Raw genomic sequence first — 12,031 nt, forward strand, 5'->3', positions numbered from 1 at the left:
GGGTCTGCAGACCCCTCTCACAGGAATCCATTCACATGCAAGTCGCTAGTCGCATCAGTTAAAATAATCCGGCTCCGCCCCCGGCTTCCATTTGATGTTGCAGCCGATCGAGGGCAGCTGCTTGTCGCTGGGCTTCTCGCCGGCGAGCACCGCGTCGCACGCGGCGCGGAGGTCTTCGCCCGTGGGCGCCACGCCGCTGTCAGGACGGCTGCTGTCGAACTGCCCGCGGTAGACCAGCTTGTGGTCCGCGTCGAACAAGAAGAAGTCGGGCGTGCATGCCGCGCGGTACGCCTTCGCCACGTCCTGCGTCGCGTCGTAGAGGTAAGGGAACGTGTAGCCCCGAGCCTCGGCCTCGAGGGCCATCTTGTCAGGCGAGTCGGCCGGGTAGTTGTCCACGTCGTTGGAACTGATCCCGACCATCGCCAAGCCTTTCTCCTGGTACTCCACCCCGAAGGCGGCGAGGGCCTCGGCCAGGTGAATCACGAAGGGGCAGTGGTTGCACATGAACACCACCAACAGGCCCTTCGAATCGGAGAAGTCGCCGGGCTTGACGGTTTTGCCGTCCACGTCCGGCAACGCGAAGTCCGGGGCCGGCGTGCCGAGGGGGAGCATCGTGCTGGGCGTACGAACCATCGTGAGGTCTCCTGCGTCTTAAGGGGCATGCGTTCGCCGCGTTCGTCCCTGCTACGGCTCGGGCGCGACGCCTCTCCCGAGTAGACCGCGGCCGGGCCGCTCGGGCAACGCTCCCACCCCGCGGCCTTCGGGCGCAGCGTTGACACCTGGGCAGATCGCCCTAAAATCACGCGGCGCAGACGTTTAGGTCGAAACCCCCGCGGCCCACGGTGGCCGCTGACTTACAATCCAATATCGCAAGCCGAGAGATGGTTGTTCCAAGCAAGGGACGCCTTCGCTCAACCCCCAGCAGAGGTCCCCATGGGCGTTCTTGAAATCACCGACGGCAACTTCGAACAAGAAGTCCTGATGAGCGAAGTCCCGGTGCTGCTCGACTTCTGGGCCCCGTGGTGCGGCCCGTGCCGCCAGATCGCCCCGCTGATCGAAGAGCTTGCTGGCGAGAACTCGGGCAGCGCGAAGGTCGCGAAGCTCAACGTCGACGACGCTCCCGGCGCCGCCCAGACGTACGGCGTCAGCAGCATCCCCACGCTGATGGTCTTCAAGGGCGGCGAGGTGGTCGACCGCTTCGTCGGCATCCAAGCCAAGAACCGCCTGCAAGAAGCGATCAACTCCGCCAAGGACTGAAGCGGGCATCTGACAACTGAAACAACGCCGAGGGCGACGGACAATTGGTCCGTCGCCTTCGTTTTTTTTGGAATGACCAATGACCAAGCCCCAATGACCAATGAGGTAATCAGGGGTCAGAAGTCAGTAATCAGGACGACTTGCATCTGGAGCTGGTCCCTGACCGCTGATCTCCGCATTGGTCATTGGGGCTTGGTCATTGGACATTCGCTTGCTCTCCGCGTCTCTGCGCGAGGCCTCAAGTCCCCCTCGTCGCGGGCCGATACGAACGATGGAAGACTGTACCGGTTGTACGGCCTTTGCCAGCTAGCATTACCAGCTACCGAAGACGCCCGCGATGAGCGATCCCAAGCACGCCCGCATCGACTCGGCCCACACCGGGCGCCCCGCCGCGAGCCGGGCGCCGCTCTCGGAGTCGGTGGTCCGGCTCGAAGCCGCGCCGGCGCTGACGACGGCCGCGCCGTCGCTCGCCTCGGCCCCGGCGGCCGAGGGGCACGCCGGGCAGCTCGCCCAGTGGCTCCAGTCGCGCAGCCGCGAGCTGCAGGCCCGCGCCGCGCAGCTCGACGCCCAAGAGGCCGATTTCGAAGCCCGGGTCGCCGCCGCCCGCAATGACCTCGAAGCCGATCGCGCCGCGCTCGAAGCCCGCGAGGCGACGCTCCAACGACCGACCGCCGACCCGAAGCTGCTCGCCCAACTCGAGGCGCGCGAGAAGGAACTCGACACCCGCGAAGCGAACCTCGACCACGAGGTGTCTTCGCTCGCCCGCGCGAAAGCCGGCTTCGCCGAGAAGCTGGACAGCCTCGACCGGCAGCGCAAGGAGATCGACGGCCGCTCGAAGGAGTTCGACGCCATCGCCACGCAGTTGGCCGACAAGGATCGTGAGAACCAGCGGAACGCCGCCGAGCTTGAGTTACGCCGCGCCGAGCTGAGCCAGCTCGAAGAGGCCCGCAAAGAGGCCGAGCAATCGCTCAATGAACGTGAGCACCGCCTCGCCCTTCGGCACAAAGAGATCGAAACCGCGGTCAAGCGTTTCGAGCGGCTCGACGCCACCGAACGCCGCGTCGCCGAGCTCGAAGAGCAACTCGCCGCCGCCGCCGAGCGCGACGCCAACCTGGCGATCGCCGAACGCCTGCTCGCCGACGAGCGCGCGGCGCTCGCCCGGCGATTAGCCGACGTCGAGAAGCGCGAGGCCGAGATCCGCCTCCGCAGCGACCGCGACCGCACCGCGATCGGCGCCGACCGCGACGCCTGGCGCGTCGAGGCGAAGGCCTCGGCCGAACGCGTCGAACGCCGCGAGGTCGAGCTCGACCGCCGCGCCGAGTCGCTCCGCCGTTTGCAGACCGAGCTCGAGAACACGCAACGTGAAGTGCTCGAGATGCGGCTCGCTACGGAAGAAACCTGGGCGCAGCTGACGGGCGTCCTCGCGCCGGCGACGCTCACCCGCTCGATCGCCCGCGTCCGCGCGCAGCTCGCCGACCACTACGGCCACACGCTTGAGCACATCGCCAATGAGCGGGGCGCCCTTCGCGACGCTGCCAAGCAGCTCGACGCCGAGTTCAAGCGGCTGGAGCAACAGCGGCTGGCGCTCACCGAGTGGGCCAACCGCCGCCACGAAGAGTTCGGCGACGCCGCCGACCGGCTCGAAGGCCGCGAGCATGAACTCGACCGCCAGCAGCGCGAGTTCGAGAAGCTCGAAGCCCGCTGGGCCGCCGAGCGCCAAGAGTACCGCGACCAGGTCCGCAACCTACTAGCGGAGATCCGCGGGCCGGAGCTCAAAATCCACCGCGCGGCCTAGGCGTTCTTGCTTTCGTCATCTTGCCGTCGAGTCTCACGCAGAGACGCAGAGACGCAGAGACGCGGAGGTGCCGATGTAAGCCTCACGCAAAGGCGCGAAGACGCAAAGAAGAAGAGTTAAAAACCTTTGCGTCTTCGCGCCTTTGCGTGAGACATTGCCCTCACCATCTTTCTTACTCTGCGTCTCCGCGTCTCTGCGCGAGACTTTCCGCTGTAGTTCCGCATTTTGTTGCGATTTGTTGCGTGAATTGTTGCCAAGATGACCGCGCCTCTGGCGAAGTGCCTGCATGGTTTCGCTTTTCAGCGGGTCTCTCAAGCAGGAGTTTTAAGATGATGTCGGCCAGTCTTCGGCAGTCTGTGATGTTGGGCTTGGCGAGCCTTGTGATGCTCACGCCGGCTTGGGCGCAGGAGGCGGCTACTACCGGCGGAGACGCGGGCGACCTCAACGGCAAGGCGCAGCAGACGCTACAGAGCGCTCAGGACACCGCCACGGCGGCGGCCGCCGCGATCGACCAGAACGCCCAGGCGCAAGAGATCGCCGGCGGCGTCCTCGCGCCGATCTACCAGCTGGCCGAGGCCTTCTCGTTCCCCGCGTTCCACTGGGTCGCGTTCTGCATCATGACGGTCGGCGTCGTCAGCTTCGCGCTGCAACTGACGCTCGGCAAGCTCGTGGTGCTCACGCGAGGAGGCTTTAGCCTCAGCGAAATCCTTTCGGACGCGGTCGGCCTCATCGTCAGCCTCGTGGGCCTCGTGCTCACAACGCAAGCGGCGACGCAGAACTCGACGTTCACGCAGAGCTCGTTCTCGGTCCTGTCGTCGGCAGGCGTCGGCGTGGTGCTCGGGTTGATCTTCTATCTGTGGGGCCAGCGGATCGAGCTGCAGGCGACGAAGGGCCGCCGCGTTGAGCGAGTTGAAGAGCGCGCGGCTGAGGTCCGCACCTAATCGCCAATATCGAATCGTCTGTGGGAGGCGTCTCCAGACGCCGATTACGTGCACCATCCCGTTTCGGAATGGATACCGTAAACGGCGTCTGGAGACGCCTCCTACAATTTTGTTTTTATCCCCCTCCCTCTTTTAGGGAGGGGTTAGGGGAGGGGGATAAAGCGCGGGCGGCTTTGAAAGCCGCGACGCAGCGCGTCACGTCCTCCGCGGTCGTCACCCACGACGACACGCTGATGCGGATCGCGGGGCGGCCTTCCCAGGTCGTCCCGCCGCACCAGCAGACGCCGGAGGATTGCACGGCGGCGAGCGTGGCCGTCGTTGTTGAGTCGTCATCGCAGGCGACGAGGACTTGGTTGAACACCACGTCGTTGAGGACGCGGAAGCCTGCGGCGGTGAGCTCTTCGCCAAACTGCACGGCCCGCTCATGCAAACCCCCGACGAGGTCGTCCATGCCTTGGCGACCGAGGTAACGCATCGTCGCCCACAGCTCGACGACGCGCGAGCGGCGGCTCATCTCGGGGGTGTACGCCATGCCGTTGCGATGCTCGTTGGTGGGCAAATAGGCGCCGGCGAACTTCATCGCTTCGGCCAGCGCCTCACGGTCGCGGCACAGCACGACGCCGTTGTCGTACGGCGTGTTGAGCGTCTTGTGGGCGTCGGCGGAGAGCGAGTGGGCGTGCTCGATGCCCTTCGTTAAATCGGCGAGCCGTGGCGACGCCGCGGCCCACAGCCCGAAGGCGCCATCGACGTGCGTCCACGCCGACGCCTCTCGCGCGCGGGCGACCGCCGCGGCGATCGGGTCGAACGAACCGGTGCAGACGTTGCCCGCTTGCAAGATCAGGATCGTGCGGTCGTCGAGCGATGGCAGCCGATCGATTCGCAGACGGCCCTGGTCGTCGGTGGGGACACGCTCGACGCACGCCTGGCCGAAGCCGAGCAGGTTGATCGCCTTGGCGACCGACGCGTGCGCTTGATCGCCGGTGACGATCCGTAGCGGAGGGGACTCGCGCAGGCCCCGCTCGTTGACGTCCCAGCCGAGCCGTTCGAGTAAGCGGTACCGCGCCGCCGCGAGCCCGCTGAACGTGGCGATCGACGAGCCGCTGACGAAGCCCGCAACGGTCTCGGCAGGCAACCCAAACAACTCCCGCAGCCAGCCCTCCACGACCCCTTCGAGCCGCGAGCAGAGCGGCGAAGACGCGTAAGTCGCGGCGTTCTGGTCCCATGCCGAAGCCATCTGCTTCGCCGCCAGCGCGACCGGCACGACGCTGCCGTTGACGAAGCCGAAGTAGCGCCCGCCGATCTGGTTCACCGTCGCCGGCGAACCAATGCGGTGCAGCATGGCGAGGACGTCGTGAGCGTCGCCCGTCCCATCCGGCAGAGTTTCATCGAAGGCGCTGAGAGCGGCGATCGCTTCGGGCGTTGGGAAAACACTCCGTTCGCCGCTGGCAGCAAGGTATTCGAGCGCGTAACGCTGCGCGTCGGCGAAAAGGCGCGCGTCCGCGAAGTCGCGGGTCATTGCGTTACGGACAGGAGACAGATCGCTGGGCACGCCGATTCACCACGGACGGAAGGGGGACTCGCTCAAAAAAAGGCGAGCCCACGACGTTAGTCGTGGGAGCGGGGCGGGTCAAAGGCGCCGCGAGGGTGGGCCCGACAGTCGTGAGCGGGCGACGCCGCTTCCTGGCAGTCAATAGCCGAACGATTGTCGGGGTTGCGAAGCAACAAGAGACAATCGACGCCGCAACACCTCTTGTGCTGCGCACCCCGACAATCGTTTGGGTGGATCAAGCTAGGTGGTGAGCGGTTCGCTCACGACTGTCGGGGCCACCCGCGTGGTGGGAAAAAATGATCACGGCACGAGTGCATGTCAATATAATAAAATGTGGCAAGCATTTTTTGACAAACACGATCGTGCCGGGACGGAGCCTGCGGTAGATCAGATTCTTTACAAAGCGAGATTTCTTGCAGATGTCTATTGGTTCAAGATCAAATTCTAAGCAGTTCCCGGGGTTTTCGCATCTATACGGCTTAGTAGAAGGTGGCACTGAGAATGGGTTTCGAGTTCATGTGAATCTCGATCGAGGCGAGAGTGCTTATCAAATCCTTAGAGCAGAGTCGCAACCGCGGAAACCCCTTTAAGGGCGATGGTACATGGGGGCGAGCAAAGCGGAAGATGTGATTTGGACGGGGTGCGGTAATCTTTTTGCGCTCTATGCTGAGCGGCTAATTGAGCTTCTGGATAACGCAGGCTTGACTGGATGGAGCGCAGTCCCTGTCAAAGTGACCGGCAAGTTTGGCGAGTTGCTTCCTCCTTATTACCTTCTTCAGGGTGCTGGACGTTGTGGTCCACCTGATGACAGCCGATCAGAAAAGTTTGATAAGGAAATTCTACCGGGAAGGTATGTCCCGATGTTGCGAGGACTATACTTCAAGGAAACCTCATGGGACGGAAGTGACTTCTTTGTCCCAGGGGGAAGCGCACTGCTCTTGGCGAGTGAACGAGTAAAGGATGTCTTCTCAGAGGCAAAAGTACGTGGCGGACTTGTGTTTAGGCCGCTTGACAGGTGGGAGTGTGACGCTTGAGAAGTGACGGGTGACTGCTCACACCCAATGGGGATGAGTCCCGTAGGTCAGGCTGTGCCTGACGCCTCTCCAACTCGATGAGGTAACCACGTCAGGCACAGCCTGACCTACAGAAGGGGTGGTCGCTCCGCAGCGTAGCGAAGCCCTCAGCGAAGCCCTCAGCGAATCACCAAGGCGGCGTCCCTTGCTCGGCCGCTGGGGGCTCCGGCTAGCGCCGGCGACCCCAGCCACATCAGCGGAGGGGGAGGGTGGCGCTACCCCTCGATTTCGCGGGGAAAACGTGAACACCCGTTTAGTGAGCCACAGAGGGCCCTTCCGGCCACTCGGACGTGTCCGTGTGTTCACCCACGCTCTCCCGCCAACAGCTCCCTAGCGTGGACGCTAGGGGCCTTCCTGGGCCTCTGGCGCGCGTCGCCTGGCCGAACCGGTTCGGGGCGGTCCGAACCCCTCGATTGGGGTGTCGTCTCGTAGGTCAGGCTGTGCCTGACGCCTCGCCAACTCGAAGAGGTTACCACGTCAGGCACAGCCTGACCTACAGAGAGGGTGGCCGAGGTCGCCGCGTAGCGAAGCCCTCAGCGAATCACCAGCACAGCGTCTAGTCGGTACACGTTGGGGCTTCGTCTAGCGCCTTCGACCCCAGGCACGCTTTTTTGCGCTGCAGTGCGTTGGATGGCGAGCCCCCGATGTTAATCGGGGGTGTTGGGCTGGTACCCGCTTCACACCCCCGACCTGTTTGCTATTGAAAGGGGCATCGGGGGCTCGCCGTTATGCGTCGATGGCGAGGTCCAGCAGCTCCGGCGCTTGCCACGCTTCGTTGAGCGGCGCGGTGACTTCTACCGACTCTTCGCGCATCGGGTGGCGGAACGAGAGGCTGCGGGCGTGGAGGGCGATTTGGCGGTCGCGTTCGTCTTCGTGTTGAATACCGAAGGGAGCCGTGGCGCCGTATTGCGCATCGCCGAGGACGGCGTGGCCGCGGCTGGCGGCTTGGACACGGATCTGGTGGGTGCGGCCTGTTTCGAGCGTGATCTCTAGCCACGTCTTATCACCACGGCCGCCGCTGACGCGCCCTCTCACTCGATAGTGCAGCACGGCGTGCTTGCCGCGGGGGTCGTCTTCGGGGACGACGATCGCCTGGGCCATGCCGTGACGCTTGTGCAGATGATCGCGCCAGGTGCCTTCGTCGTCGATGACGTTGCCTTCAACGACGGCCCAGTACGTCTTGCCAACGGTACGCTCTTGGAACTGCTTGGCGAGGCGCTGCGTCGCGCGGAGGTTGCGACCGAAGGCGATGGCGCCCGTCACGGGGCGGTCGAGCCGATGGATGATGCCGACATAAAAGTTGCCCTCGATCTGCTCGCGCTCGCGGTAGAAGTTGCGGACCCAAATCTCAAGCGAGTCGATCCCCACGGGCGCCTGGGTGAGCAGGCCCGGCGGCTTGTTGAGGACGAGGACGGGGCCGTCGTGGTAGAGGATGGAAAGCATCCGGGAGATGATAGATGGCAGAGGATAGATGATAGAAGTGCCTTCGGTCGCATAGCGACCGCCCACCCTCTCTATCATCTGTCCTCTATCATCTCCTCCTCAGCCGTGGCGTCTCAGCGCCCAATCAAACAGCCACGGCACGAACCTCGCGCCTCTCACGATCCACCAGTCTTCCCAGAGGATTGCGACTTCGTTCTGGCGGCGCTCGATGCCTTGGACGATGCGGTCGGCGACTTTTTCAGGCGCGACGCCGCGGCGGCCGCTCCAGGCGAGTTCATTGCGGCGTTCGACGAGGTTGTCGCGGAAGTCGGTGGCGATCGTGGAGGGCGACGCGTGGAGGACGTGGACGCCGAGCTTGCGTAGCTCGGGGCGGATCGACTCGCTGAGGCCGCGGAGGGCGAACTTGCTCGCGCAGTACTCGGCCGTTTGCGGCACGCCGCGCCAGGCGAGGACCGAGCCGACGTTGGCGACGCACGCCGCCGGGCTTTGTCGAAGAAGCGGGATCGCTTCGCGCGTCAGGTCGGCGGCGGCGAAGACGTTGAGCTCGAAGATCGCCCGCAGGCTCTCGGGGTTCGACTCGTGGAAGCGCCCGTGCGCGCCGACGCCGGCGTTGTTGATGACGATGTCGAGGCCACCGAGCTGGTCGCGCGCGGCGTCGAGGGCGCGGGCGCGCGTCTCGACCGACGTGACGTCGCCGACGATAGGGATCGCCCGACCACCGGCCGCTTCGACGAGGCGGACCGATTCAAAGAGCGGTTCTTCGCGGCGCGCGACGAGTACGCTGCTCACGCCGGCCTTGGCGAGCCGCACCGCGAGCGCGCGGCCGACGCCGCCCGAGGCGCCGGTGACGATGGCGCGCTGGCCTTGGAGCTTACTCAAGCGACGTCGCCCATCGCGGCGCCGTCGGTCGCGCCCACGTTCGTGAGATTGACCACGGCGGGCGAACCGCTACGCGGACGGATCTCGGCCTCGTCGGGCGAGACGCGACCCATGTACTTCCGCGGGACGCGGCAGTGGATCGTCACGCTATCGTCGGTGAACGTGCGGCTGAGGATCTCGCCGTGCTTGGCGAGATAGGCCAGCAACCGGCCGTTGCCCACGGACGTGACGACATCGGCCTCGACGAACTCACGGCTCAGCGCGTCGCTGACGGCCATCGCCAGTTGGTCGAGGCCCTCGCCGGTGAAAGCGCTGATGCGGATCGCGCCGGGGTAGTGGCTCTCGAGATACGTGAGGTGCGCCTCGTCGGCCTGGTCGGCCTTGTTGAGCACCAGCAGCGTGTCCTTCTCCTCGATGCCGAGTTCCTTGAGCACCAGGTAGACGGCGCGGATCTGGTCCTCGGCCGAGGGGCTGCTGGCGTCGGCGACGTGGAGCAGGAGGTCGGCTTGGCGGGCCTCTTCGAGCGTCGCCTTGAAGCTCGCGATCAAGCGGTGGGGCAGTTCGCGGATGAAACCGACCGTGTCGCTGAGCAGCACCGGTCCCCAGCCCGGCAGGCGCCATTGGCGTGTGCGGGTGTCGAGCGTGGCGAACAGCTGGTCCTTGGCGTAGACCGACGCGTCGGTGAGGCGGTTCAGCAGCGTGCTCTTGCCGGCGTTGGTGTAGCCGACGAGCGAGACCGTCATGTGATCGCCACGCGCGGCGACTTCGCGCTCCTTGCGATGGAGCACCTTGTCGAGGTCACGCTTGAGGTCGCTGATCCGCTTCTCGACGAGGCGGCGGTCGGTCTCGAGCTGCTTCTCACCCGGGCCACGCATGCCGACGCCCATCTTCAGGCGCGACAAGTGAGTCCACATCCGCTTGAGCCGGGGCAGCGAGTACTCGAGCTGCGCGAGCTCCACCGCGAGGCGGGCCTCATGCGTCTGCGCGCGGGTGCTGAAGATGTCGAGGATCAGCTCGGTGCGGTCGAGCACCTTGGCGCCGGTGGCTTCTTCGAGGTTTCGGACCTGAGCGGGCGAGAGGTCGTTATCGAAGACGATGACGTCGGCCTCGGTGGCTTCGACGAGCTGCTTGAGCTGGTCGAGCTTGCCTTTGCCGAGGTAGGTCGCCGGCGCGGGGGCGCCACGGCGTTGGAACAAGCGGCCGACAACGTCGGCGCCGGCGGACTCGACGAGGCCGGCAAGCTCTTCAAGAGGTTCTTCGGAGAGAGGGGGGGTGTCGGCGAGTTGGACGCCAACGAGGATCGCCGACTCACTGTCGACGCTCTCTTTGCGATCGATATCCATTAAGTGGCGGAAGGCTCCATGGTGTGAAGGTGACAGCACTGAGACAGCAGCAAAGGAGCGGTCACCGGCTCACCACTAGTATAAACGGGCCCGCTGAATTGCCTACGCGGATTGAAAAACTCTAGGTCGGGCAAAAATGACGAAAAAACGCCGCTCTGGGGGCGGACCCCCAGAGCGGCGTGACGTTAGACCGGATTGTGACGGCTTGGGTTCGCATGCCCGACTGGGGTTCGCGTCACCAGACGTACTCGGCTCCGAGCGTGAAGCCGTGGAAGAACGCCTCGCCGTCGGCGGTGGCGCCGGCCGCCGGGCCCACGCCCGCCGGCAGGGCGGTCGCCAAGCCTTGGCTGATGTTGTTGATGTCACCGTACGGTTGGGCCGTGGCGAGGCTGTCGCCGGCCAGGGCCAAGTCACTGATGAACAGCAACTCGTAGCCCGCTTTGAGCGACCAGCTCGGCGTCAGGTCGGCGACCGCCATGAACTTCACCTCGCCCAAGAACGAGGCCTGGTCGCCAGACAGCTGCGTCTGGACGTTGTTCAGGCTGGCGTCCGAGGCCGCAACCGAGTTGCGGACCTTGTAGTCGTTGTTGTAGAGGCCGACCTTCGTCTCGTTGCCGATGCGGAAGCCCTGGAACACGGTGATCCACACGTCGCCACCCACTTGGACGCCGGCGAGGTCGTTGTCGGCGTCGGCGCCGATGGTGATCGACTCTCGGGTGACCGGGGACCCGGCGTCGGCGAAGGACGAGAAAGCCATCGCCTCTTGCAGGTTGGTGTAGCGGAAACCGATCAGCAGCGTGCCGCTGACCCGCGGGTTGAAGCCTACCCAGTAACGGCGGAACGACGCCTCGGTGCTGTGCAGTTCGCTCTCGTACTGGAGGCGGTGCTGCATGGCGTTGTCGGTCGCCGCAAAGTCGGCGCCCGTTGGGGCGCCGGCGGTGCCGTTCTGATCCCAGTTGCCGTTGGTGCCGGCGCCGTAGAGGCTGAAGACCGAGAAGAGCTGAGTGGCGCCCTGCTGGTTGGCGACGGCGTCGTCGTCCCAGTACATGCCGCTGTAGGTGAACTCGACCAGGCTCAGGGCGCCGACGTCGAATCGACCGGTCAGCCGATAGCCGTTGCCGTCGTCGCTGCCGACATCGCTGCCCCGCAACGCGACGAACTGATCATTGAAAGGCGTGGTGATGATCGTGTTGTCGTCGTTGGCGAAGCCGTTGGTCGAGTAGACTGTCGACTCCCGGAAGGACGACTTGTCGCGGGTGTAATGGAGGTACTCGGCGGAGAAATCGAAGAAGTGCGGTCCGCACTGCTCGGTATTCATGTAGCCGCCCCAGGGGGCGTCGCCGCCGTAGCCTCCGCCGCCACCACCACCGCCATAGCAGCCGGCCCCGCCACCGTAGCAGTCGCCGCCGTAGCCGCCACCCCCGCCACAGTAGCCGGCGCCGACGACCGGTGCGGCGTACTGAGCCGGCATGACCAGCGGGGCGCCGTGAGCGTCCACGAATGCGTCCGGGCTGGCGACTGGGGCGCCAAACGACGCGTGCCCCGCCCCGGCGAGGGCCCCGGGGCCTCCCGCCACGAACCCGGGCTGGGCCAGCGGCCCTTGGGCCGTCGCCACGGTCGCCAGGCCAAAGGCCGCCATCGTAGCGGCCGCACGAAGTGTCCTCATCGCTCCCCCCCGAAACGGTGTCGCAGCGGCAGACGCTGCGGATGTTTTTGCGAGTCCCGCCGTCCCTCAGCCCCCGGGAACTGCC

The 12,031-nt window shown here is 65.3% G+C and carries 9 protein-coding genes; 3 read left to right on the plus strand and 6 right to left on the minus strand.

All coding sequences use genetic code 11. The features are described 5' to 3' along the window. Positions 1-54: 54 nt before the first annotated feature. The gene (locus Spa11_RS05275; protein ID WP_145108955.1) at positions 55-633 is read right to left on the minus strand and encodes a thioredoxin family protein; all 579 of its coding nucleotides are present in this window, start codon (positions 631-633) and stop codon (positions 55-57) included. A gap of 300 nt (positions 634-933) precedes the next feature. Here Spa11_RS05275 and trxA point away from each other — a divergent pair, with 300 nt between their 5' ends. From trxA to Spa11_RS05290, 3 genes are all read left to right on the plus strand, one after another. Then, positions 934-1,257, plus strand: coding sequence for a thioredoxin (trxA, locus tag Spa11_RS05280; protein ID WP_145108958.1), 324 nt, complete (start codon positions 934-936; stop codon positions 1,255-1,257). A gap of 337 nt (positions 1,258-1,594) precedes the next feature. Continuing rightward, a complete protein-coding gene (locus tag Spa11_RS05285) occupies positions 1,595-3,052 on the plus strand; it encodes a coiled-coil domain-containing protein (RefSeq protein ID WP_145108961.1) in 1,458 nt (485 codons plus the stop codon). A gap of 329 nt (positions 3,053-3,381) precedes the next feature. Next, positions 3,382-3,993 carry a hypothetical protein gene (locus tag Spa11_RS05290; protein WP_145108964.1) on the plus strand — a complete coding sequence of 204 codons (612 nt, stop codon included), beginning with the start codon at positions 3,382-3,384 and terminating at the stop codon, positions 3,991-3,993. 115 nt (positions 3,994-4,108) lie between these two features. Here Spa11_RS05290 and Spa11_RS05295 read toward each other — a convergent pair whose 3' ends face one another. The 5 genes from Spa11_RS05295 to Spa11_RS05315 form a co-directional block, all read right to left on the minus strand. Continuing rightward, the gene (locus Spa11_RS05295; RefSeq protein WP_145108967.1) at positions 4,109-5,509 is read right to left on the minus strand and encodes a pyridoxal phosphate-dependent decarboxylase family protein; all 1,401 of its coding nucleotides are present in this window, start codon (positions 5,507-5,509) and stop codon (positions 4,109-4,111) included. Positions 5,510-7,341: 1,832 nt separating this feature from the next. Beyond that, positions 7,342-8,058: an RluA family pseudouridine synthase gene (locus tag Spa11_RS05300; RefSeq protein ID WP_197529759.1), complete on the minus strand. Its 717-nt coding sequence runs from the start codon at positions 8,056-8,058 to the stop codon at positions 7,342-7,344. Positions 8,059-8,157: 99 nt separating this feature from the next. After that, the gene (locus tag Spa11_RS05305; protein WP_145108973.1) at positions 8,158-8,937 is read right to left on the minus strand and encodes an SDR family NAD(P)-dependent oxidoreductase; all 780 of its coding nucleotides are present in this window, start codon (positions 8,935-8,937) and stop codon (positions 8,158-8,160) included. Further along, the gene (gene hflX, locus Spa11_RS05310; RefSeq protein ID WP_145108976.1) at positions 8,934-10,280 is read right to left on the minus strand and encodes a GTPase HflX; all 1,347 of its coding nucleotides are present in this window, start codon (positions 10,278-10,280) and stop codon (positions 8,934-8,936) included. The genes Spa11_RS05305 and hflX overlap by 4 nt, the downstream gene beginning before the upstream one ends. Positions 10,281-10,515: 235 nt before the next feature. Beyond that, positions 10,516-11,919, minus strand: a complete 1,404-nt coding sequence (locus Spa11_RS05315; protein ID WP_197529760.1) for a BBP7 family outer membrane beta-barrel protein — start codon at positions 11,917-11,919, stop codon at positions 10,516-10,518. Between the last annotated feature and the right edge of the window lie 112 nt (positions 11,920-12,031).

It is taken from the genome of Botrimarina mediterranea, from assembly GCF_007753265.1.
GTDB lineage: Bacteria > Planctomycetota > Planctomycetia > Pirellulales > Lacipirellulaceae > Botrimarina > Botrimarina mediterranea.